General features: G+C 63.6%; 25 protein-coding genes. 15 read left to right on the top strand and 10 right to left on the bottom strand.

Annotation, left to right across the window (positions count from 1 at the left end):
- The first annotated feature begins 8 nt into the window (after positions 1-8).
- Entirely contained in the window at positions 9-752 is a 744-nt protein-coding gene (locus VGO04_RS25260; protein WP_327498705.1) for a class I SAM-dependent methyltransferase, read from the top strand.
- 74 nt (positions 753-826) lie between these two features.
- Here the strand turns inward: VGO04_RS25260 and VGO04_RS25255 are convergent, their stop codons facing one another.
- The gene (locus VGO04_RS25255; protein ID WP_327498704.1) at positions 827-1,273 is read right to left on the bottom strand and encodes a MarR family transcriptional regulator; all 447 of its coding nucleotides are present in this window, start codon (positions 1,271-1,273) and stop codon (positions 827-829) included.
- Positions 1,274-1,423: 150 nt separating this feature from the next.
- On the opposite strand from VGO04_RS25255, the gene VGO04_RS25250 reads away from it, so the two are divergent.
- From VGO04_RS25250 to VGO04_RS25235, 4 genes are all read left to right on the top strand, one after another.
- Complete coding sequence (locus tag VGO04_RS25250) at positions 1,424-2,182, top strand: alpha/beta hydrolase (RefSeq protein ID WP_327498703.1); 759 nt, start codon at positions 1,424-1,426, stop codon at positions 2,180-2,182.
- 125 nt (positions 2,183-2,307) lie between these two features.
- Entirely contained in the window at positions 2,308-2,637 is a 330-nt protein-coding gene (locus VGO04_RS25245) for a metalloregulator ArsR/SmtB family transcription factor (RefSeq protein ID WP_327498717.1), read from the top strand.
- Positions 2,634-3,101 (top strand): SRPBCC domain-containing protein, encoded by a 468-nt coding sequence (locus tag VGO04_RS25240; protein WP_327498702.1) that lies wholly within the window; start codon positions 2,634-2,636, stop codon positions 3,099-3,101. The genes VGO04_RS25245 and VGO04_RS25240 overlap by 4 nt, the downstream gene beginning before the upstream one ends.
- A gap of 120 nt (positions 3,102-3,221) precedes the next feature.
- Positions 3,222-3,635: a GFA family protein gene (locus VGO04_RS25235; RefSeq protein ID WP_327498701.1), complete on the top strand. Its 414-nt coding sequence runs from the start codon at positions 3,222-3,224 to the stop codon at positions 3,633-3,635.
- A 54-nt stretch (positions 3,636-3,689) separates the two neighbouring features.
- On the opposite strand, the gene VGO04_RS25230 is transcribed toward VGO04_RS25235, so the two are convergent.
- The gene (locus tag VGO04_RS25230) at positions 3,690-4,316 is read right to left on the bottom strand and encodes a glutathione S-transferase family protein (protein WP_327498700.1); all 627 of its coding nucleotides are present in this window, start codon (positions 4,314-4,316) and stop codon (positions 3,690-3,692) included.
- 171 nt (positions 4,317-4,487) lie between these two features.
- Between VGO04_RS25230 and VGO04_RS25225 the strand changes: the two genes are divergently transcribed.
- Complete coding sequence (locus VGO04_RS25225) at positions 4,488-5,546, top strand: succinylglutamate desuccinylase/aspartoacylase family protein (RefSeq protein ID WP_327498699.1); 1,059 nt, start codon at positions 4,488-4,490, stop codon at positions 5,544-5,546.
- A gap of 15 nt (positions 5,547-5,561) precedes the next feature.
- Here the strand turns inward: VGO04_RS25225 and VGO04_RS25220 are convergent, their stop codons facing one another.
- Complete coding sequence (locus VGO04_RS25220; RefSeq protein WP_327498698.1) at positions 5,562-6,035, bottom strand: Lrp/AsnC family transcriptional regulator; 474 nt, start codon at positions 6,033-6,035, stop codon at positions 5,562-5,564.
- Positions 6,036-6,232: 197 nt separating this feature from the next.
- Here VGO04_RS25220 and tatA point away from each other — a divergent pair, with 197 nt between their 5' ends.
- The 5 genes from tatA to VGO04_RS25195 all read left to right on the top strand — a co-directional run bounded on the left by tatA (position 6,233) and on the right by VGO04_RS25195 (position 9,692).
- Positions 6,233-7,402: a tyrosine aminotransferase gene (tatA, locus tag VGO04_RS25215; RefSeq protein ID WP_327498697.1), complete on the top strand. Its 1,170-nt coding sequence runs from the start codon at positions 6,233-6,235 to the stop codon at positions 7,400-7,402.
- A 7-nt stretch (positions 7,403-7,409) separates the two neighbouring features.
- The gene (locus tag VGO04_RS25210) at positions 7,410-8,042 is read left to right on the top strand and encodes a YitT family protein (RefSeq protein ID WP_327498696.1); all 633 of its coding nucleotides are present in this window, start codon (positions 7,410-7,412) and stop codon (positions 8,040-8,042) included.
- 121 nt (positions 8,043-8,163) lie between these two features.
- Positions 8,164-8,517: an ArsC family reductase gene (locus tag VGO04_RS25205; protein ID WP_327498695.1), complete on the top strand. Its 354-nt coding sequence runs from the start codon at positions 8,164-8,166 to the stop codon at positions 8,515-8,517.
- A gap of 31 nt (positions 8,518-8,548) precedes the next feature.
- The gene (gene ybaK, locus VGO04_RS25200; protein ID WP_327498694.1) at positions 8,549-9,022 is read left to right on the top strand and encodes a Cys-tRNA(Pro) deacylase; all 474 of its coding nucleotides are present in this window, start codon (positions 8,549-8,551) and stop codon (positions 9,020-9,022) included.
- A gap of 82 nt (positions 9,023-9,104) precedes the next feature.
- The gene (locus tag VGO04_RS25195) at positions 9,105-9,692 is read left to right on the top strand and encodes a dual specificity protein phosphatase family protein (protein WP_327498693.1); all 588 of its coding nucleotides are present in this window, start codon (positions 9,105-9,107) and stop codon (positions 9,690-9,692) included.
- Between the two features lie 59 nt (positions 9,693-9,751).
- Here VGO04_RS25195 and VGO04_RS25190 read toward each other — a convergent pair whose 3' ends face one another.
- The gene (locus VGO04_RS25190) at positions 9,752-10,207 is read right to left on the bottom strand and encodes a MarR family winged helix-turn-helix transcriptional regulator (RefSeq protein ID WP_327498692.1); all 456 of its coding nucleotides are present in this window, start codon (positions 10,205-10,207) and stop codon (positions 9,752-9,754) included.
- 81 nt (positions 10,208-10,288) lie between these two features.
- Between VGO04_RS25190 and VGO04_RS25185 the strand changes: the two genes are divergently transcribed.
- The 3 genes from VGO04_RS25185 to VGO04_RS25175 all read left to right on the top strand — a co-directional run bounded on the left by VGO04_RS25185 (position 10,289) and on the right by VGO04_RS25175 (position 13,273).
- A complete protein-coding gene (locus VGO04_RS25185; RefSeq protein ID WP_327498691.1) occupies positions 10,289-10,969 on the top strand; it encodes a glutathione S-transferase family protein in 681 nt (226 codons plus the stop codon).
- An 84-nt stretch (positions 10,970-11,053) separates the two neighbouring features.
- Positions 11,054-11,932, top strand: a complete 879-nt coding sequence (locus VGO04_RS25180) for an MBL fold metallo-hydrolase (protein WP_327498716.1) — start codon at positions 11,054-11,056, stop codon at positions 11,930-11,932.
- 87 nt (positions 11,933-12,019) lie between these two features.
- The gene (locus VGO04_RS25175; RefSeq protein ID WP_327498690.1) at positions 12,020-13,273 is read left to right on the top strand and encodes an aminopeptidase; all 1,254 of its coding nucleotides are present in this window, start codon (positions 12,020-12,022) and stop codon (positions 13,271-13,273) included.
- 80 nt (positions 13,274-13,353) lie between these two features.
- On the opposite strand, the gene VGO04_RS25170 is transcribed toward VGO04_RS25175, so the two are convergent.
- From VGO04_RS25170 to VGO04_RS25160, 3 genes are all read right to left on the bottom strand, one after another.
- Positions 13,354-13,752 carry a VOC family protein gene (locus VGO04_RS25170; RefSeq protein WP_327498689.1) on the bottom strand — a complete coding sequence of 133 codons (399 nt, stop codon included), beginning with the start codon at positions 13,750-13,752 and terminating at the stop codon, positions 13,354-13,356.
- 21 nt (positions 13,753-13,773) lie between these two features.
- Positions 13,774-14,406 (bottom strand): sigma-70 family RNA polymerase sigma factor, encoded by a 633-nt coding sequence (locus VGO04_RS25165; protein ID WP_327498688.1) that lies wholly within the window; start codon positions 14,404-14,406, stop codon positions 13,774-13,776.
- 72 nt (positions 14,407-14,478) lie between these two features.
- A complete protein-coding gene (locus VGO04_RS25160) occupies positions 14,479-15,357 on the bottom strand; it encodes an EamA family transporter (protein ID WP_327498687.1) in 879 nt (292 codons plus the stop codon).
- A gap of 100 nt (positions 15,358-15,457) precedes the next feature.
- Here VGO04_RS25160 and VGO04_RS25155 point away from each other — a divergent pair, with 100 nt between their 5' ends.
- Positions 15,458-15,940 carry a MarR family transcriptional regulator gene (locus VGO04_RS25155; protein ID WP_327498686.1) on the top strand — a complete coding sequence of 161 codons (483 nt, stop codon included), beginning with the start codon at positions 15,458-15,460 and terminating at the stop codon, positions 15,938-15,940.
- A 6-nt stretch (positions 15,941-15,946) separates the two neighbouring features.
- Here VGO04_RS25155 and VGO04_RS25150 read toward each other — a convergent pair whose 3' ends face one another.
- The 3 genes from VGO04_RS25150 to VGO04_RS25140 form a co-directional block, all read right to left on the bottom strand.
- A complete protein-coding gene (locus tag VGO04_RS25150) occupies positions 15,947-16,537 on the bottom strand; it encodes an NAD(P)H-dependent oxidoreductase (protein ID WP_327498685.1) in 591 nt (196 codons plus the stop codon).
- An 86-nt stretch (positions 16,538-16,623) separates the two neighbouring features.
- A complete protein-coding gene (xseA, locus tag VGO04_RS25145; RefSeq protein ID WP_327498684.1) occupies positions 16,624-18,231 on the bottom strand; it encodes an exodeoxyribonuclease VII large subunit in 1,608 nt (535 codons plus the stop codon).
- Between the two features lie 121 nt (positions 18,232-18,352).
- Positions 18,353-20,173: a hypothetical protein gene (locus VGO04_RS25140; protein ID WP_327498683.1), complete on the bottom strand. Its 1,821-nt coding sequence runs from the start codon at positions 20,171-20,173 to the stop codon at positions 18,353-18,355.
- Positions 20,174-20,326: the final 153 nt, after the last annotated feature.

Below are 20,326 nucleotides of genomic sequence, written 5' to 3'. Positions count from 1 at the left end.
GAACCTCGATGGCAGCGGACAAGCTCTATAACGATCCTGTTCTTGTAGAGTTCTACGACATCGAGAACGGCTGGACCGCCGACAGCGAATATCTGACGACCATGGCCGAAGGCCGCACCTCGATCCTTGATCTGGGGTGCGGCACCGGCCTACTGAGTGCCGCTCTTGCCGAGAGTGGAAAGCGGGTCGTCGGCGTCGATCCGGCAGCCGCGATGCTGGATGTCGCCAGGTCAAGGCCCGGCGGTGACCGCGTCCGTTGGGTCGAGGGTGACGGGCGGACCATCCGCCTCGACGAGACGTTCGACATGGTGCTGCTCAGCGGCCATGCCTTTCAGGTATTCCTGACAAAAGACGATCAGCTTGCGGCGCTGAAGACCATCGCCGCGCATCTTTCGCCCGAAGGGCACTTCATCTTCGACAGCCGCAATCCCGTTGTCGAGGAATGGAAGGAATGGACACCGGCCGAATCCGAGCGTGACATCGAGCATCCCGTCTTTGGCAAGGCTCTCGCCTGGAACGACGTGAGGCACGACCCTGCAACCGGGGTGGTGGAGTACGATACGTTCTACCGGATCGCAGCGGACGGACGCACTTACGCGGCCCAGTCGAAGATCGCCTTTCCGGCTCATGACGACCTCACCGCGATGATGGACGAGGCCGGGCTCGTCGTGGAGCAGTGGCTCGGCGGCTGGGACGGCAGGCCGTTCGAAACCTGCGCGCCCGAGATCATCCCGATCGGCAGCCTGAGATAAGCGCAGCTCTGGTTCGCCACGACTTTTCGCGCTCAAAATCCGGACACGCCGGCCCTTCGGTCCGCGCGGCGCCGCTACTTCACCGCGTCACGCATTCCATCGCGCAACGTCCGAACCCGCTCGTTGAGGTCGATCATCTCAGGTATGGTGAAGCCCGAATTTTTCAGCAGGGCATCTGTCAGGCAACCGGTCTTCACATGCAGGCCGCGTCCCTTTGCTGAAAGGTGCACTTCCACCTGTCGCTCGTCGGTGACGCTGCGGTGGCGGCCAAGGAAACCGGCGGCTTCAAGCCGCTTGACGGCCGGCGTAATCGTGCTCGACTCAAGGCCCAACCGATCGGCTATCGCCGAGATCGTCAGGCCGTCCCTCTCCCAGAGCGTGCTCAAGACAAGATACTGGGTGTAGGTGACCCCCAGCGCGTCGAGCATCGGCTTGTAGACGCGGTTGATGGCGATCGATGCCGAATAGATCGAAAAACAAAGCTGGCTATCCAGCGGCACGGTCGTAGGATCATTGGACATCTGGGGCTCCTAAGGAAACGCAGCGCGCTTTCTGTCGCGAAAATCAATATCGCGATAATTAGTATCTTTACAAGAAAACCGAGTCGGCGTACAGGATGATTATCGCGATAATTATTTTCGCGAAAACAAAAAAGTCGAAGGAGACCCGAAATGCTCAAGTCCCTCATCGCCGCCGCCGCTTTCGCCCTCTCCGCAAGCGCGCTCACGCCCGCCCAGGCCGCCCCCGCCGCCAAGAATGTCGTGCTGGTGCATGGCGCCTTTGCTGACGGTTCGGGCTGGCAGGGCGTCTACAACATCCTCAAGAAGGACGGTTACAACGTCACCATCGTCCAGAACCCAACCCTTTCGCTCGCCGACGACGTCGCCATCACCAAGCGCGCGATCGCCGCACAGGACGGCCCGGTCGTGCTCGTCGGCCACTCCTATGGCGGCGTGGTCGTTTCGGAAGCCGGCACCGACGAAAAGGTGAAGTCTGTCGTCTATATCGCCGCTTTCGCGCCAGATAAGGGCGAGTCCGTTTCCTCGCTCATCGCCAACCCGCCGGCCGGCGCTCCGGTTCCGCCGATCCTGCCGCCCGTCGACGGTTTCCTCGCGCTCGACAAGGCGAAGTTCGCCGCCGCCTTCGCGGCCGACGTCGACCCGGAGCTTGCAGCCTTCATGGCCGACTCGCAGGTGCCGTGGGCGGTGGAAGCGGCAGCCGGCACCGTCACCGCTCCCGCCTGGAAGGAAAAGCCGAGCTTCTACCTCGTTGCGACCGACGACCGCATGATCCCGCCGGCTGCCCAACGCCAGATGGCAAAACGCGCCGGTTCCACGGTGGTCGAGACCGCCGGCAGCCATGCCGTCTACGTCTCGAAGCCGGAGGCCGTGGCGGCGCTCATCGAAAAGGCGGCGCAGGCGAGCAAATAGGCATAATCCCGGCATCCGCATCGCGATCGCTTACCGGGAGGGCGGGCCAGTGGTCCGCCCTTTCTCTGTCGTCATTTTCAGTAGTGTTGACTAATCAATTAGTGAATGCTATTTGTTTTCGCATGATGATCGAACCCGCCCCCATCACCGCCGTCATGCGCGCCCTTGCCGATCCGACCCGGCGGGCCGTGTTCGAGCGCATCTCCAATGCCGACGAAATCACCGTGGTCGAGCTGACGCGTGGCAGCGGGGTGACGCAGGGCGCGATTTCCCAGCACCTCAAATCGCTCAAGCAGGCTGGCCTCGTCGCCGAGCGGCCGGAGGGACGCAATGTCTACTACCGCGCCGAGCCCGAAGGGCTGGCGCCACTTGTCGACTGGATGAGCCACTACGGCAGCTTCTGGCGCGACCGCTTTGCCAATCTGCGCACTCTTCTGAAGGAGATTGATCCATGAACGAAGCAGCAGCCGTGACATTCGAGACGCAGGACATCGTCATCGACGAGGTCTTTCCGCATGCGCCGGAGACGATCTGGAAGACCTTGACCAATGGCGAGCTGATGGGCCGCTGGATCATGCCGCCGACAGGTTTTGAAGCCGTAGAGGGCAAGCACTTCACCTTCCAGACGACGCCGGCCGGCGCCTGGGACGGGACCATCCGTTGCCAGGTACTGGACGTTCGCCCGAACGAACGCTTCGCCTACTCCTGGAAGGGCGGAGACGAAGGCAATGTCGGCTACGGCTCCCGCCTCGACACCGTCGTCACCTGGACGCTTGAGAAAGTCGATAACGGAACCCGCCTTCGCCTCGTTCATTCCGGCTTCGTCATGCCGAAGAACGCATCGGCCTTGAGCAACATGAGCAATGGCTGGCCGAAGGTACTGTCGCGCCTCGGCGCGATTGCCGAGGAAGAGAACTAGGCCCGAAACCGTATCGTCGCTAGGCGATCCAGCGGCCCACATTCTGGAAACAACCGGACCGATGACGAGCGTCGCGCAATGCGACACCGCCGGCAGAGCTTTGACCAACAGGAGGAAAGAATGAGCAAGCCCTATAGCGGCGGGTGTGCCTGTGGTGCGATCCGTTACGAGATTTCCGCAGAGCCGGTGTTTTCGAACGACTGCCAGTGCCTCGACTGCCAGCACGAGAGCGGCACGGGGCATGGATCGCACATGACGTTCCCGCGCGACGGCGTAAAGCTTGAAGGCGCGGCAACCCATTGGGACATGGTCGCCGACAGCGGCAACGTGAAAACCCGTGGCTTCTGCCCCACTTGCGGTTCACCCGTCTACATGACGTTTGCCGCCATGCCCCAGTTCTTCAGCGTTCGCGCGGCAAGCCTCGACGATCCAAGCCGCTACCGGCCTCAGGTTGTGACCTACGCCGTGCGTGGACATGACTGGGATCATCTCGATCCGGCTTTGCCGAAGTTCGAGAGAATGCCGCCGAGCTGAACCACCACGCCTCGGTGAAGTGCCCGGCCCTCTGCCGGAACCTTGCGGAAAATCTCAGGCCGGCGGGATGAAGGGCTGGCTGATCGACTGGAACACGGGCAGTGCTTCCAGCTTCTCGGCATGGGACGTCAGGTGGGGATAGTTTTCGATCGCCACCAGATCCGGGTGCACGTCGCTCAGGAAGCGGAGCACGACCGCAACGGCGACATCGACGTGACCGATGCGATCCGAGAGCCAATACGCGCCCCGGCTTTCCGCGCGGCTCGCCTCGAGAACGGCAAGCGTTTCCTCGATCTGGCGACGGCATCGGCCGACCCAGGTGACGGAAACTTCCTCGTGCAGGCGGTTCTCATAAAACAGACTGACGGCCTTGTCGCCGAGCCCCATTGCGAGCGTCGCAATCCTCAGGGCACGATGGCGCGCAGGCTCGGATCGAGGGTACATGACGTCTTCATCCGAAACGAGGCTGTCCAGGTAATCGAGGATGATGTGGCTGTCGGTGAGAACCGTACCGTCGTCGAGCACCAGGGTCGGCACACGCGTCAACGGATTGTAGGCGCGCAGCGCGTCGGCATCGCCGAAGGACGACCAGGGGCGATGCTTAAACGCGATGCCGTAAAGGCTAAGGGCAATCCCGACGCGACGGACGAACGGGGAGTCATATTGGCCTATCAGGATCATTTTTCCGCCTCCCGTGCGTGCTAACGGTTTCAGACGACAATAGGCACAGACCGGATGTCAACGCGAGAGCGAGATCCGGGCAACCCGATTTCCACCCCCCTTCTTAGCGACTTGCGAAGCACCGCCGGAATGCCGATAAGCGCCTTCAACAAAACGATACGGGAGGAGCCCATGGACATTTCCGAAATCATCATCGCCGGCGACACGCCCGGCATCGAATGGCGCCTGCCGGTTTTCCACTTCAAGGGCAGAAGCGCTGCCGCGCCGAAGACCTATGTCCAGGCGGCGCTGCATGCCAACGAACTGCCGGGCACGGCGCTTGCGCATTTCCTCCTCGAAAAGCTGCAACAGGCTGAAAAGAGCGGCGACATTCTCGGCGACATCACCGTCGTGCCGCAGGCAAACCCGATCGGCACTGCGCAATCGCATTTCGGCGAGCTTCAGGGCCGCTTCGATCTCGGCTCGCGCACCAACTTCAACCGCGACTTTCCGCTGATTTCGCTGACCGACCGTGACAGCCTGATCGAGGACCTGGATCGGTACTCGGCAACCGACCGGCTGAAGCGGCAATTGCTCCACATGGCGCTCGGCGCGGACCTGATGCTGGACCTGCATTGCGACGACGAGGCGCTGCAATACGCCTATATCGACGACGCCTTCTGGCCGGAGGCGGGCGATCTCGCAGCCGCGCTCGACATGGAGGCGATCTTCCTTTCGGATGGTGAAAGCTCCGCCTTCGAGGAGGCCGTTGCCTATGCCTGGAAGTACGAAACCGGGCACAAGAAAACGCGCCTTCCCGGCCGCCTCTCGGTCACGGTCGAGCTTCGCGGCACGCGCGACGTCTATCCCGACCTCGCCCGCAAGGATGCCGAAGGCGTCTTCCGCTTTCTCGTCTCCCGCGGCGCTGTCTCCGGCGACGAAGGTGCACCCGCTCCGTTCGCGGGCATCGTTGCGCCGCTCGACAATATCGAGATGATCCGCGCGCCCGAAGCAGGCGCAATCCTGTTCCACCGCGACATCGGCGAAAGGGTGAAGGCTGGCGACCTGCTTGTGACCATTCTTTCGCGTCCTGGCCAGGAAAATGGCACGATCGAAGTGCGGGCGCCGCAGGACGGGCTTATCGTCACGCGCGTCTCGACCCGGCTTGCGCGACGCCGCTCGGACCTGATGAAGATCGCCTGCGCAACGCCGTCGAGCGCCACGCGCAAGCCGGGCTCACTCGAAGCGTAGGCTTCACGTCGGCCGTCACGCCACCGTGGCGGCCGTCATTTTCGGGCTGTCGAGCAGAATGGTCGAGCGCAGCGTCTTGATTTCGGCGACCTGCTCGAATTCGCTCCAGAGCAGGCGCTTGTAATCCGCCACGTCCCGCACCGCGATCTTCAGCAGAAAGTCGAAATCGCCGGCGACCGTGTGACACTCCACCACCTCCGGCATGCGCGAGACGAGCTCGATGAAGCGCTGGCCGACCTTGCTCGCCGTCCGCTCCAGCGTCACCTCGACAAACGCCTGGAAGCCGACACCGGCTGCCTTCGGATCGACCACCACCGTCTGGCGGATGACGCCCGTCGCATAGAGTCTGGCGAGACGGCGCGACAGCGGCGCCGGTGAAAGGCCAACCCTGGCGGCAAGCTCGTTGTTGCTGAGCGATGCATCCTCGACCAGAAGCCGAATGATCCGCCGGTCGACCTGATCCAGCTCCACCACAACTTTCTCGACCATGTCCAAACTCCAGATGCGCAATTCAGCAAATGATATGCAGGATTTTGCGCAAATGGCCCACTGCCAACATTGTCGCGGTGGCAAAAATGACGTCGATTTTGCGCAGGTCCTGACATAATAAGAAAGCCGCTGGGCGACCGGAGAAACGGCCGCCTCACCGCTATCGCATCGCTGCCACTCGAGGGGGATATTCCGGCATGTTCGACGCTCTGACCCGCCAACCCGATGATCCGTTGCTGGCCCTGATCGGGCTCTACCGCAAGGACGAGCGCCCCGGAAAGGTCGATCTCGGCGTCGGCGTCTATCGCGACGAAACCGGCGCGACGCCGATCTTCCGCGCCGTCAAGGCAGCGGAGACGCGTCTGCTCGAAACCCAGGACAGCAAGGCCTATGTCGGCCCCGAAGGCGATCTCGTCTTCGTTGATCACCTCTGGACGCTGGTCGGCGGCGACACGGTCAATCGCGGTCATGTCGCCGGGGTGCAGACGCCCGGTGGCTCCGGCGCGCTCCGGCTCGCCGCAGACCTCATCCGCCAGATGGGCGGCAAGCGCGTCTGGATCGGGCTGCCGAGCTGGCCGAACCATGCAAGCATCTTTAAGGCGGCAGGTCTGGAAACACCGGGCTATCCGTTCTTCGACGTACCGTCGCAGACGGTGCTCTTCGACACCATGATGACCGCGCTACAGGGCGCTGCGCCCGGTGACGCTGTTCTCTTGCATGCCAGCTGCCACAACCCGACCGGCGGGGTGATCACCGAGGCGCAGTGGATGGAGATCGCGGCGGTCGCGGCCGCACGCGGCCTGTTGCCGCTCGTCGACCTCGCCTATCAGGGTTTTGGTCGCGGCCTCGATGAGGACGTCGCCGGGCTTCGCCATCTGATCAGCGTCGTACCGGAAACGCTGATTGCGGTTTCCTGCTCGAAATCTTTCGGCCTCTACCGCGAACGCGCCGGCGCCATCTTCGCGGTGACGACTTCGTCGTCCTCGGCCGACACGGTCCGCTCCAACCTCGCGGGGCTTGCCCGCACCAGCTACTCGATGCCGCCGGATCATGGCGCGGCCATCGTGCGCACGATCCTTTCCGACGCCGAGCTGACGCGTGACTGGAAGCAGGAACTCGAAACCATGCGGCTGCGTATCAGCAACATCCGCCACGCGCTTTCAGAAGGCCTGCGCGACCGCTGGCAGGCGCTTGGCGCCGTGGCCGGCCAGGAGGGCATGTTCTCGCTGCTGCCTCTCGCCGAGGCCGACGTCATGCGGCTGAGGAACGAGCACGGCATCTACATGCCCGGCTCCGGCCGCATCAACATCGCCGGCCTGAAGACGGCGGAAGTCGACGGCGTCATCGCCAAGTTCAAAAACCTCTGAGGACAAGATGGCCGAGCGAAGCATGAACGTGTCCGAAAGTCCGACCGAGCGCCATCGCCTCTACGAGGATGCGCTGGCGATCCTGACGGGCACGCTGATCATGTCGCTCGGCGTCATCATCTACAGCAAGGCGATGCTCCTGACGGGCAGCACGTCGGGTCTTGCGTTGCTCCTGCAATATGCGACCGGCGCCGAGTTCTGGCTGGTCTTTTCCCTCGTCAACCTGCCCTTCTACGTCCTGGCGGTGAAACGGCTCGGCTGGATGTTTGCGCTGCGCACCTTCCTTGCCGTCAGTCTCGTCGCGCTGTTTTCGCGGCTGACGGCCGGTTGGGTGGAGTTTACCCGTCTTGACCCGATCTATGCGGCCATCGTCGGCGGCGGACTGATGGGCACGGGACTGCTGATCCTCTTTCGCCATCGCACCGGTCTCGGCGGCATCAACATCCTGGCGATCTATCTTCAGGAGAAGTTCGGCATTCGCGCCGGCTACTTCCAGCTCGGCGTCGACCTTGCCATTCTTGCCGTCGCCTTCTTCGTGCTGCCGCCCGCCAATCTCGCGCTGTCGGTCATCGGCGCGGCCGTCGTCAACATGACGCTGGCGATCAACCACAAGCCCGGCCGCTACGCCGGCGTGACCTGAGGCCGCCACTTCCCTCGGACGTGCGAGAGCGCTATCACTCCTGCCAATCGAATGAAATTGCGCGATTCCAGGCGGTCTTACCCATCCCTTGAATTGCCGAGAGCAGTCCCAGGGGCATCGCATGACGGTCACGATTTTCGGCATCAAGAACTGCGACACGATGAAGAAGGCACGCACCTGGCTTGATGGCCGGGGCATCGCCTATCGCTTTCACGACTACAAGGCCGAAGGCATCGACCGCGCGCATCTCGAGCGCTGGTGCAACGAGGCCGGTTGGGAAACGGTGCTCAACCGCTCAGGCACGACCTTCCGCAAGCTCGACGACGCCGACAGGCAGGATCTCGACCAGGAAAAGGCGATCGCTCTAATGCTCTCGCAGCCCTCGATGATCAAGCGCCCCGTGCTCGAAGCCGATGGCAATCTGCTGATCGGGTTCAAGCCGGATCTCTACGAGGCCCTGCTCGCCGCTGCGTAGTTTCGCGCGCCTGAACCTGGGAGCAAGATCGATGTCAAAGACCACGCGCGCCACGCAGGCGCTCACCAAGGCCGGCGTCGCCTTCAGCGTCCACACCTACGACTACGACCCCAATGCCGAGCGCGTCGGCCTGCAGGCGGCCGAAGCGCTTGGCGAGGATCCGAGCCGGGTGCTGAAGACGCTGATGGCCGAGGTCGACGGCAAGCCGGTCTGCTGCGTCGTGCCCTCCGACCGGGAGGTCAGCATGAAGAAGCTCGCGAGCGCCTTCGGCGGCAAGTCGGCGGCGATGATGAAGCCGGCCGATGCCGAACGGCTGACCGGTTACCATGTCGGCGGCATCAGCCCGTTCGGGCAAAAGAAGCTGGTGCCGACGGCCATCGAGGAAGCTGCCCTTGCCGAACAGCAGGTCTATATCAATGGCGGCCAGCGGGGGCTGCAGGTGCGGCTTCAACCGCGTGACGCGCAGGCGGCGTTGAAGGCAGTCGTGGCGCCGCTCATCGCCTGACCCTTGCCATCAAAATATCACGGATGACTTATATGCCTCCTGCAGACTAAGTTAGAGAGCGGGCTGGCCGCGGGGTTGTTTCATGGCATCTGCAAATCTTTTGCGTGCGAAGCGTCTGTTTAAACGCGTCGCCGTCGCCACGACTGCGCTTGCTGCCGGCTTGACCCTCTATCTCGTCGGCCTGCAATGGACCGGCAACTTCCACACCCTGGTCGCCGGCGAGGTCTATCGCTCGGCGCAGCCGACACCGGACGAGATCGCCGCCTACTCGAAAACCTACGGCATTCGCACCATTCTCAATCTGCGTGGCGAAAAGACCGACGAGCGCTGGTATCGCGACGAGGTCGCTGCCGCTGACCGCAACGGTATCCGGCTCATCAACTTCCCCATGTCGGCCTCAGCCGAAATCGACCGCAAGGAAACCGACGCGCTGATGGCGATCCTCAGGGATGCGCCGAAGCCACTCTTGATCCACTGCCGGGCCGGCGCCGACCGAACCGGCCTCGTCTCGACGATCTACCTGCAGCAGATCGCCGGCGTCGACGAGGAGACGGCCGAGTGGCAGCTTTCGCCGCTCTACGGTCATATTGCGCTCCCCTATCTCTCGGGCACCTTCGCCATGGACGAAACCTGGGAAGCGCTGGAAAAGTCATTCGGGCTCGACAGCTGAGAGGTCGCCGCCCTTTTTGGGGCGATCGCCACGCGCAGACGCCGGCCTTTCGATGCGACCTACCTCAGCTTCGCCAGCAACGCCGCGAGCTGCCTTGCCTCAGCCTCGGTCAAGCGTGCACCGATATGCGTTTCGATCGACGGACCATAGGTTCGCCACATGCGCTCGCGCATCGCCCGCCCAGCCTCGGTGACCACCACCCATTGTCCGCGCCCGTCCGCATCGAAGGCTTCGCGGCGAACCAGCCCTTCCTTGGCCAGACGGTCGATCAGCCGTGACAGGCTGTATTGCGCAAGCAGTGTGCGGGCTTCGATCTCGAAGGGACGCAGACGCCCCTCCTCTGCCTGCACCAGTTCCCACAACACATCGTACCAGCCAAGCGGTGGCAGGGTGGCGGCCTTGAAGTCGGCCTCGATGCGAGCAAGTACCCGCTCGCGCGCCCGCATCAGCCCGATCCAGGCTGCGGTCGTTTCCGGTCCGGGCAGTTCCCCGCCGTCTTTTTCTCGTTCGCTCATAGATGCAATTACATCCACCTTGAAAGCCGAAGCAAGCCCACATATATGCAATTGCATCTACATGAACTAAGGAGACCATCGATGACCGCCACCCTTACCCTCGTCAGCCACCATCTCTGCCCCTATGTGCAGCGCGCCTCGATCGCGCTCGACGAAAAGGGCGTGCGTTTCGAGCGAACCAATATCGACCTGAAGGCCAAGCCAGATTGGTTCCTGAAGATTTCTCCGCTCGGCAAGGTGCCGCTGCTGCAGATCCCGCAGGAGGCCGGTGAAGCCGTGCTGTTCGAGAGTTCGGTCATCGCCGAATATGTCGAAGAAGCCGAGGGTGGACCCAAGCTGCATCCGCAGAATGCGCTGGAACGCGCGCGCCATCGCGGCTGGATGGAATTTGGCTCGTCGATCCTTTCCGATCTCTGGGGTTTCGAGACCGCCAAGGACAGGAACACTTACGAAGAAAAGCGCAAGGCGATCGCCGCCAAGTTCGCGACCGTCGAGGCTGCACTCGGTGCTGGACCCTATTTCTCCGGCAGCGCCTTCTCCCTGGTCGATGCGGTGTTCGCGCCGATCTTCCGCTATTTCGACCTGTTCGACACGCTCGCCGATCATCAGATTTTCGACGGGCTTGATCGCGTCCGCGCCTGGCGCAAAGCGCTCGCCGAACGACCGAGCGTCAAAGCGGCAGTGTCGGCCGACTATGGCGATAGACTGATGGTCTTCCTTGAAGAGCACGACGCCTATCTGCTGCGCGCAGGCCAGAATTAGGCTGGTAGCGCCGTCCTTCAGTTTTGCTCGATACTGGCCTAAGAGAGTGTCCGAGCCCTGCTGGAGGAGCACGACGTGACGGACATGACCGCGACCCTGACGATCCTGGAACCCCACCCCGGTGTCTACGCCTATTACGACGGGCGCGTCGCCGGGGTACGGCTTCATTCGCAGGCGCCAAACTGGCTTGATGACGGCGCCTACGAACTCGGCGTCGCCTCCTATGCCATCGTCGACGGGCGGGAGGCGCTGGTCTACGACACCCATATCTCGCTCGACCATGCGCGGGCGATCCGCGCGCACCTGGAGAGCCTTGGCGTCACCTCGATCCGCGTCGTGCTCAGCCACTGGCACAAGGACCATGTGGCCGGAAATGCCGTCTTTGCCGATTGCGAGATCATCGCGCTCAAGCTGACGGCGGAAAAGCTTCACGAAAACCGCGAGAAGATCGAGGCGGCGACGCCACCGATCCATCCCCTCGTCATGCCCAATCGACTGTTCGAAAGCAGCCTTGCGCTTGCCATCGGCACGCGGCGGGTGGAGCTGCGCCACTTCGCCATCCACAGCGCCGACGGCAATGTTTTGTGGCTGCCTGACGATCGATTGCTACTTGCCGGTGACACGCTCGAGGACACCGCGACCTATATCAGCGAAGCCGACCAGACAGCGACGCATATCGCCGAGCTCAAGCGTCTGCGGCAATGGCCGATCGCCAAAATCCTGCCCAGCCACGGCAAGCGCGAGCGCATCGCAAAAGGCGGCTATGGGCCTGAATTGATCGACGCCAATCGCACCTATATCGAGAGGTTGGTCGACGCCCTGTCGAACGGCGCTCCAGTCGGCACGCTTAAGGATTTCGCGGGTGCAGAGATCGCCTCCGGAGCAATCGTCTATTTCGAGCCCTATGAAGCGGTGCACCGGAGCAATGTCGAGCGAGTGCGCGCCGCGCTCGACGCGCGCTGATTGCAAACGTTGCTGGTGCTCGGCCTTCATTTTCGCCGCAAAGCGCACTAAGTCTTCAGCGTCCGAGTTCAAAAGCACAGTGAGATCATGACCTATCCTGCCAACACACCCACCCCCATCGATCCGGTGAAACTCGAAAAGCTTGCGGAAGTCGCAATCCAGGTCGGCCTGCAGCTTCAGCGCGGCCAGGACCTGGTCATGACCGCGCCGGTCGCAGCGATGCCGCTGGTGCGGCTCCTCACCAAACACGCCTACAAGGCGGGTGCCGGTCTGGTGACGACGCTCTATTCCGACGAAGACACGACGCTCGCACGCTACGCCTACGCGCCGGACGAGAGCTTCGACCGGGCGAGTGACTGGCTGTTCAAGGGCATGGCCGAAGCCTTTGCCGGGGGTGCGGCGCGCCTTGCGATCTCCGGAGACAACCCGATGATGCTGTCGGCGCAGGATCCGGCAAAGGTCGCGCGCGCCAACAAGGCGAACTCGATCGCCTACAAGCCGGCGCTCGAGAAGATCTCCAATTTCGACATCAACTGGAACATCGTCTCCTACCCGAACCCGTCCTGGGCAAAGCTGGTCTTCCCGAACGATCCCGAAGAGGTCGCCGTCGAGAAGCTCGCCAACGCCATCTTCGCCGCCTCGCGCGTCGATGTCGCCGACCCGGTCGCCGCCTGGAAGGAGCACAATGCCAATCTCGCCCGGTGCTCGGCCTGGCTGAACGGAGAGCGTTTTTCCGCCCTGCACTTCACGGGTCCGGGCACCGACCTGACCGTGGGCCTCGCCGATGGTCACCTGTGGTGCGGTGGCGCGTCGGAAGCAAAGAACGGCGTAACCTGCAACCCCAACATCCCAACCGAGGAAGTGTTCACGACGCCGCATGCGCTGCGCGTCGAGGGGCATGTGTCCTCGACCAAGCCGCTGTCGCACCAGGGCACGCTGATCGACAACATCCAGGTACGCTTCGAAGGTGGCCGGATCGTCGAGGCGAAGGCGTCGCGCGGCGAAGAGGTGCTGAACAAGGTGCTCGACACCGACGAAGGTGCACGCCGGCTCGGTGAAGTGGCGCTGGTACCGCATTCCTCGCCGATCTCGGCCAGCGGCGTGCTGTTCTACAACACGCTGTTTGACGAAAACGCCTCCTGCCACATCGCGCTCGGCCAGTGCTATTCCGGCTGCTTCATCGACGACACCAAGCTGACGCCGGAACAGATCCGCGCGCAGGGCGGCAATTCGAGCCTGATCCATATCGACTGGATGATCGGTTCGGGCGAGGTGGACATCGACGGCGTGCGCGCCGACGGCAGCCGCGTGCCGGTGATGCGCAAGGGCGAGTGGGCCTGAAGGCGCGCTCGTCAGGAGCAGTGCCCTTGGGAGAACTTTCGGCCGCCGCAGCAGATGCGGCGGCCGTTTTTTGGTATCCGTCAGCCGTGAGCAGCGCGCTTCAGCCGCGGAACCTGGGCCGACTGGTAGAGCGACAGAACGTGCCCGTCCGGATCGGCGAATTCCGCCGACCAGCCGCCCGGAGCATGGCTCACCGGCGTGACGATGGTGGTGCCCTTTTCAGCGAGACCGGCGACAACATCGTCGATGCCGCCCTCGGCGAGATCGAACACGATGATGGGTGAATTGCCGGGCCTGCTTTCCACGACGAAGAACACCAGCTCAACCTCGTCTTCGATCTTGGCCATCAGCCAGGCGCCGGCCTCATCGTCCTCCATGCGCTCGACCTTCAAGCCAAGCACGTCACGATAAAAGGCCTCCGTCCGGCCGAGGTCCGATATGTAATAGCAGACGGCTCCGATACGCGGTTTCGACAGCATTGCTTGCTCCCTAAGTGTTGGTTACGCCGGCTTGTTGCCGCCGGTCGCTGTTTTGTGAGACGGGTGAGAAGAAAAACTGACCGCGAACAGATGACCATCCGGATCGTGACTGGCAAATGCCGCTTGGCCACCGCGCGTCACCGGCAAAAGGGCCTGGCGGATCCGACCGCTTTCCAGAGGAAAGCGCAGTCCGACGAGTTCCAGGCTGCTCTCGCCGTTGCCGGCGTCGCGCCAGGCGCGGCGCAGGTGCAGAATGCGCTGGCGTAATGCCTCGTCGGAAATTCTGAGGAGGTGGCGGATCTCCGGCCTGTTGTGGCCGGCGACGGCAAGCAGCAATACGATCCTGAGCGCGGGCGCCAGGGTGGCGGCAAAGACGAGCGGATCGTTCGAACCCGCCGGACTTTCCGCCTCCGGAAGGCTCGCCTGCTGCTCGCGGCGCTGACGCCGCGCGGCGGTGCGCGCCTGCATCGCGGCCAGCCTGCGGATGACGCCGCAGAACCAGGCGCGATCGTCACCTGTCGGGAACCGCTGCGCCTTCAGCGCGACAATCAGCGCTTCATGCAGCAAATCCTCCGCTTCGGCGACGCGACGGGTTTGGCGCCGGGCAAAGCGGAGGAGATCGGAGTAGTGCGCCGGCGTCAGGTGCTCGGTCATGTGGGGCAGCGCTTCCAGAGTTGCCGTTGCCGGCAAATGTGAAGCGCCCGCCCTGCGGTTGCAAGTCCCGCCTTAAGCGCGAGCGGGACTTGCCTTGGGCGCCACTTGCGCGCGCTGGCTGAGCCAGACGCTGGCAAAGACGACGAGGATGCCGAGTGCTTGCACCGGTGTCAGCTGCTCGCCAAGCACACCCCAGCCGAGCAGGATGGCCACGACCGGGCTCAGGAAACCGAGCGGCGAGACGGCGGACGGCTCGAGCCGCGACAGACCGCGGAACCAGAGAAGATAGGTGAAGGCCGCGCCGATCAGGCCGAGATAGGCAAGACCCAGCACGTTTGCCGCGGTCAGCGGCGGCAGCGAAGGCTCAACGAACAGAGCGACCGGCACGAGCATCAGGCCGCCCGCCGCCAGCTGCCAGGCGGTGAAGGTGAGCGGCGGCACCGGCGGCGCCCAATGGCGGCTCAGCACCGTTCCGAAGGCCATGGATACGGCGCCGGCGAGACCCGCGAGAACGCCGAGCGGATCGAGCGTGGCGCCCGGCGTCAGTACCAGGAGGCCGACGCCGACGATGCCGGCAAGGCCGGCGACGATGCTGAGCGTGCGGATCGGGGACCCCAGGAAGACCCGCGACAAAAGGATGACAATCAACGGTTGGACGGCGCCGACCGTGGCGGCGACGCCGCCCGGCAACCGGTAAGCCGAAACGAACAGCATGGCCCAGAAGAAGGAGAAATTGAGCGTACCGAGGATGAAGGTGCGCGGCCACCAGATGCCTTGCGGAAGCCGCCTGACAATCAGCAAAAGCAGCAGCCCCGCCGGCAGGGCGCGCAACATCGCGACCGTCAGCGGATATCCGGCCGGTAGAAACTCTGTCGTGACGAGGTAGGTACTGCCCCAGATGGCCGGTGCAAGTGCGGTCAGGGTAAGATCGGTGGTGCGGTTCGCGCTCATATCTTTATCTCAAGAATCTCTACATCAAGATAAATCGAGCCTACCAGAGTTTATCTCTACGTCAAGATACTCTATACTGAGAAAAATGATGGAGGTTTAGATGGATCGCGTCGACAGGATTTTGGCCCAATGGAACCGGGAGCGGCCGGACCTCGACGTTTCCGCCATGGGCCTGCTCGGTCGCCTTTCACGGGTTTCGACACATATTTCCCGGGAAATCGAGAAGTCGTTTTCCGAACGCGGGTTGAATGCGTCGAGCTTCGACGTGCTCGCTACGCTGCGCCGTTCCGGTCCGCCCTACCGGTTATCGCCCAATGAACTGCTGGATACGACCATGGTCAGCTCCGGCACCATGACCAACCGCATCGACCAGCTGGAAAAGGCGGGACTCGTCGAACGGATCGCCAATCCCGAGGACCGCCGCAGCGTGATCATCGCGCTCACGGAGGAGGGTTTGCGTCGCGTCGACGAGGCCGCGACCGCGCATGTGGCCAACCAGCATCGCGTCGTTTCCGAGCTTTCGCCCGAGGAACGCGTGGTGCTCAACGCACTGCTGCGCAAATATCTCGCGACGTTCGAATAGCCGCGTTCACAGACTGGAGGCAAGCCGGCGGACACGCTCCAAGTGCGCCTTGCGCTTGGCGTCGGTCGCCCGGTCCATGTCATGCAGGCTCAGCATGCGGAAATTGAGACCCTTGGCGCAGAAGGCGGCGATACCGCGCTTCAAAAGCCGCTTTACCGGGTTGCCCATGTAGAGGTGTACCACCCACCAGGGTGAACCCGTCGTCGTCAGCGCCCAGAAGAGCTTGATGTTGTGAAGGCGCGGGATGATGCGGCCGCCGGCCGGATCGTTGTCGAAGGCGACGCCCGGCGCAAAGACACGATCGAAGAAGCCCTTGAGGATCGCCGGAAAATTGAACCACCATTGCGGAAAGACCAGAACCAATCCGTCTGCCGCCTGCAGTCGGGCGATCAGTCCAGCCGTTGAAGCGTCATTGTAGTTGTCGGAAAAGTAGCTGCTGCGTTCCGCCACGCTCAGGCGCGGATCGAAATCTTCGCGGTAGAGATCGAGCAGATCGACGGAGTGGCCGCTCGCTTCCAGAGTCGACTGCGCCTCCCGCGCGACGCTTGCGGCAAAGCTGTCTTCGAGCGGGTGGGCAAGCACGAGTAGGATGCGCATGGTTTTCCCTGACGATCGGTCGATTGACGGTCTTCACCTTGGCAGTGGCCTGGCCTGTGCGTCGCGGCATGGCGCCTTGGCAGGCCCTAGAACAGACTGCCCTGTTTCGGCGGGTCGCCGGCCACCGGCTCCGACGACTTCACCGGTTTCTTGCGCGGTGGCGATGTCGGCGCGATAGGCTCGCCCTCGCCTTCGCCCGCGACGGCCGAAACGCGGCCATCGGCGAACTCCAGGCTCAGCGCCATGCCCGGCACAACGGCGGACGCCTCGCGCACCGGGCCACCCTCGGCATCGCGCACCAGGGCAAAGCCGCGCTGCAGCACGTTGCGGTAGGAAAGCGACTGCAGGATACGATCCTGGGCGACGATGACGCTGCGCAGGCGGCGAACGTCGGTGCGGATGGCCGCGTCCGACCTGCCGCCGAGCCCGGCGACACGATCCGACGCGCGGTGGATCTGTCCGATGAGGCGCGACGGCAGCGCGCGCAGCGCGGCATCGGCAGCCGACACCCGCGCCTCGCCGCGATGCACCTGGCGCTCGACGATCCGCTCCGCCTTGTTCATGGCGTCGACGATGCGTTGGCGGCGCTCTGAAAACTTGCCTTTCAGAAGATCGGCCCGCAGGCCAGCCGAGACGCGCTCGAACTGACGGCGCTTGTTGGTGGTGTTCATCTGCAGTCCACGACCGAGACCGAGTGCCGCCTCGTCGAAGCGCCGGCGAGGCAGCGCCAGCAGTTGATCGAGCGACGGCAGCGCCCGCGCCAGTGCGCGTACCGATTGGCGGCGATTGTCCATTTGCCGCCCGACCGCCGCCTTGAGGCGTGCCGAGAGGCCGGACACGCCAGCTTCGAGATCGGCCTTCACCGGCACGGCCATTTCCGCAGCTCCGGTTGGCGTCGGCGCCCGCTGGTCGGCGGCGTAGTCGATCAGCGTCCAGTCGGTCTCGTGCCCGACCGCCGAAATCAGCGGGATGTCGGAGGCGGCCGCGGCGCGGACCACGACTTCGTCGTTGAAGCCCCAGAGATCCTCAAGGCTGCCGCCGCCACGGGCGACAATCAGCACGTCCGGTCGGGCGATCGGGCCGCCGGGTTCGAGGGCGTTGAAGCCACGGATTGCCGCCGCCACCTCGTCGCCCGAACCGTCACCCTGCACCCGCACCGGCCAGACGACGACGTGAACCGGGAAACGGTCGGCGATGCGGTGCAGGATATCGCGGATAACCGCACCGGTCGGCGAGGTCACGACGCCGATCACCTTGGGCATGTAAGGCAGCGGCCGCTTGCGGCCGGCATCAAACAGGCCTTCCGCGCCCAGTTTGCGCTTGCGCTCTTCGAGCAGCGCCATCAGCGCGCCGGCGCCGGCCGGCTCCATCGTCTCGATGACGATCTGGTATTTCGACGAACCGGGGAAGGTCGTGACCTTGCCGGTCGCAATCACCTCCATGCCTTCTTCAGGCCGGAAGCGCAGACGCGAGAAGGTCCCCTTCCAGATCACGGCATCGATGCGCGCCTTATCGTCCTTGAGCGCGAAATAAGCGTGGCCGGAGGAATGCGGGCCACGATAGCCGGAGATCTCGCCGCGCACGCGCACCTGGTCGAAAGCCTGCTCGACCGTTCGCTTGATCGAGCCCGAAAGCTCGCTGACCGAATACTCGGTGAGGTTGCTCGGAGAATCGCTATCGAAGAAAGAAGCCATCGCCTCTTTTACCGCACCCGGTGGCGAAGGCCAGCACATCGAATGCGCTTTCCACGCGCCAAAGGGCGAGCGCTGCTGGCGCATTCTCGGGCGAGCGGCATGCAGGGCCGCCGACCGGACCTCAGGGCTTCAGCGCATAGAGCTGAAGAGGGGCACCGGCCGAAACCGGCAGAGGCGACAGGAAGGCCGGCAAGCGCCCGGCAGCAAGCTGAGCAAAGAGGCCCTCAGGCGCGCGCATGGCGACCATTCGCGTCTGAACGTCGGCAGCGCAGAAGGCGAGGATCGGGTTTCCGAGCGCACGCAGCATCGCCGCAGCGGTCTCCGGCTGCGCCAGGCCGATTTTCAACTCTTCCAGCATGCCGGCCGCGTTACGGTGATAGGGCGCGCTCAGAACGCGGTGCTCGGTGCGGCGAAGGACTGTGGCGCCGATGTCCGACGGGCCGACGATGAGCGACGGCGGCAGGCGCTCCAGATCGGCAAGCGCGGAACTCGACAGGCATGCCTCGCCGTTCGAGGGGGCCGGCTCTGCTTTCACCAACTGATCGAGCCCTTTGCCGACAAGCGTTCCGGCAACAGCCCAGGCCGCTGGAAGGGAAATGACGAGCACGGCAACATAGAGAAGGGATGCGCGCACGCCAGCCGTCCCACCGCTGGACCGGACACGAAGGTCAGAGAGCAGCAACGAGATGGGAACGATGGCCAAGAGGTTGGAGAAAGCCATTCCGCGAACCTGGACAAGGGCAATCGCCAGGCTCGAAAACACGAGTGCGAAGAGGACGATGTTGAGGCCAGCCTGGTCGCGGCGCCAGACGCGCCAGATGCAGATGGCCGAGGCAAAGGCACCGGTGAAGTAGTAGGCGCCCAAGTTCGCCGGCTCCTGCGCGGCAATCGCGGCGAACGAACGGGCTTCGATGACATTGTCGAGCCACAGCTCCACAAGCAAGGGATCGAGCCCGGCCAGCGGATTGCCAAGGCATTGCGGCGCCACCGCCAGCGCGACCAGGACGACACCAAGGCCGCAAGCACCAAGGGCGATAAGCCGCACGACCAGTGCGCGACGGCTTGCCGTGGCGGCAGCGAGTGCCAGCAGGGTGCCACCAGAGAGCGCCAGCGAATAAAAGGCGATCGAGAGATTGTCGCAGCTTGCAGCAAGGTAGAGACGCGGCGGCACCGTTGCGAAGAAGATGGCCGAAAGGCTGGCCGCAAGCGAAAGGCCGAAGGCGATTGTTGCACGCGAGGCGGGCTGGCCGACCGCGGCCCATTGGCAAGCGACAATCGCGCAGACCACGGCCACCAACGGCGTCGTTTCGGCGCCGACCGCAATTGCCAGGCCAGCAGCCACCCCGGCCAAGGCATAGCTTGAGGCGCGCAGCTGCCGGTCAACCAGCATCGCCGACATGGTTGCGGCCAGCACCAGCTGCACATTGTGATGGTCGATCGCCCCCGCAAGAAACCGGTTTGAGGTGATGACGAAGGCGACCGTCAGGCCGAGAGAGAAATGCATGGCACCCACGCCGCCGGCACGGCGACCGGCGAGGCCCATTGCCGCAAGCAACGGAACGGCAAGGAAGATCGGCCAGATCGCCAGCGCCAGCGTTTCGGCCTCAACTGCGCCGACGAAGGGCCTGAAGAGGACCATGAGCCCGGCGATCGGCAGGTCGATCAGGCGCGACCAGTGCATCAGGGTGCCGCCATCGAGGCCCAGGCGGATCTGCGTCAGATCGAACCAGCTCTGGCCGGCCAAAAGGTCGCGAACCTGGACCAGCCGCATGACATCGTCATTGTCGCGACCGACATAGTCGGGCGCGCGCAGAAACTGGACGATGAGGAAGAGGACCATGGGGGCGCCATAGGCAAGCACCATCCAACGCAGGCTCGACCAGAACGGTCGCTGCCTGTCCATCACCGCGATTTCCGAAAGTTCCGTCGTTCCGCTCGACATGGTTCCCGTCCTATTTCTCGGGCTCGAACCTACCAGTGCGCAATCAAGAAAGCGTAAAACCGGTAGATGGTGAGACCTTCAAGCTAAGCTCATGGAAGCGCTGCGAGGCAATCCTGCCGGCCACCCGACGCGGTGCCCTTTGGGGTCTTGTTA

It is taken from the genome of Ensifer sp. (assembly GCF_035999185.1).
Classification (GTDB): domain Bacteria; phylum Pseudomonadota; class Alphaproteobacteria; order Rhizobiales; family Rhizobiaceae; genus Ensifer.
Note: the sequence above shows the minus strand (reverse complement) of the source record. Positions and strands in the feature narration are given on the sequence as shown.

Coding starts and splice junctions, on each gene's coding strand:
- VGO04_RS25260 (WP_327498705.1), top strand. CDS start 9: ATGGCAGCGGACAAGCTCTATAACGATCCTGTTCTTGTAGAGTTCTAC.
- VGO04_RS25255 (WP_327498704.1), bottom strand. CDS start 1,273: ATGTCCAATGATCCTACGACCGTGCCGCTGGATAGCCAGCTTTGTTTT.
- VGO04_RS25250 (WP_327498703.1), top strand. CDS start 1,424: ATGCTCAAGTCCCTCATCGCCGCCGCCGCTTTCGCCCTCTCCGCAAGC.
- VGO04_RS25245 (WP_327498717.1), top strand. CDS start 2,308: ATGATCGAACCCGCCCCCATCACCGCCGTCATGCGCGCCCTTGCCGAT.
- VGO04_RS25240 (WP_327498702.1), top strand. CDS start 2,634: ATGAACGAAGCAGCAGCCGTGACATTCGAGACGCAGGACATCGTCATC.
- VGO04_RS25235 (WP_327498701.1), top strand. CDS start 3,222: ATGAGCAAGCCCTATAGCGGCGGGTGTGCCTGTGGTGCGATCCGTTAC.
- VGO04_RS25230 (WP_327498700.1), bottom strand. CDS start 4,316: ATGATCCTGATAGGCCAATATGACTCCCCGTTCGTCCGTCGCGTCGGG.
- VGO04_RS25225 (WP_327498699.1), top strand. CDS start 4,488: ATGGACATTTCCGAAATCATCATCGCCGGCGACACGCCCGGCATCGAA.
- VGO04_RS25220 (WP_327498698.1), bottom strand. CDS start 6,035: ATGGTCGAGAAAGTTGTGGTGGAGCTGGATCAGGTCGACCGGCGGATC.
- tatA (WP_327498697.1), top strand. CDS start 6,233: ATGTTCGACGCTCTGACCCGCCAACCCGATGATCCGTTGCTGGCCCTG.
- VGO04_RS25210 (WP_327498696.1), top strand. CDS start 7,410: ATGGCCGAGCGAAGCATGAACGTGTCCGAAAGTCCGACCGAGCGCCAT.
- VGO04_RS25205 (WP_327498695.1), top strand. CDS start 8,164: ATGACGGTCACGATTTTCGGCATCAAGAACTGCGACACGATGAAGAAG.
- ybaK (WP_327498694.1), top strand. CDS start 8,549: ATGTCAAAGACCACGCGCGCCACGCAGGCGCTCACCAAGGCCGGCGTC.
- VGO04_RS25195 (WP_327498693.1), top strand. CDS start 9,105: ATGGCATCTGCAAATCTTTTGCGTGCGAAGCGTCTGTTTAAACGCGTC.
- VGO04_RS25190 (WP_327498692.1), bottom strand. CDS start 10,207: ATGAGCGAACGAGAAAAAGACGGCGGGGAACTGCCCGGACCGGAAACG.
- VGO04_RS25185 (WP_327498691.1), top strand. CDS start 10,289: ATGACCGCCACCCTTACCCTCGTCAGCCACCATCTCTGCCCCTATGTG.
- VGO04_RS25180 (WP_327498716.1), top strand. CDS start 11,054: ATGACCGCGACCCTGACGATCCTGGAACCCCACCCCGGTGTCTACGCC.
- VGO04_RS25175 (WP_327498690.1), top strand. CDS start 12,020: ATGACCTATCCTGCCAACACACCCACCCCCATCGATCCGGTGAAACTC.
- VGO04_RS25170 (WP_327498689.1), bottom strand. CDS start 13,752: ATGCTGTCGAAACCGCGTATCGGAGCCGTCTGCTATTACATATCGGAC.
- VGO04_RS25165 (WP_327498688.1), bottom strand. CDS start 14,406: ATGACCGAGCACCTGACGCCGGCGCACTACTCCGATCTCCTCCGCTTT.
- VGO04_RS25160 (WP_327498687.1), bottom strand. CDS start 15,357: ATGAGCGCGAACCGCACCACCGATCTTACCCTGACCGCACTTGCACCG.
- VGO04_RS25155 (WP_327498686.1), top strand. CDS start 15,458: ATGGATCGCGTCGACAGGATTTTGGCCCAATGGAACCGGGAGCGGCCG.
- VGO04_RS25150 (WP_327498685.1), bottom strand. CDS start 16,537: ATGCGCATCCTACTCGTGCTTGCCCACCCGCTCGAAGACAGCTTTGCC.
- xseA (WP_327498684.1), bottom strand. CDS start 18,231: ATGGCTTCTTTCTTCGATAGCGATTCTCCGAGCAACCTCACCGAGTAT.
- VGO04_RS25140 (WP_327498683.1), bottom strand. CDS start 20,173: ATGTCGAGCGGAACGACGGAACTTTCGGAAATCGCGGTGATGGACAGG.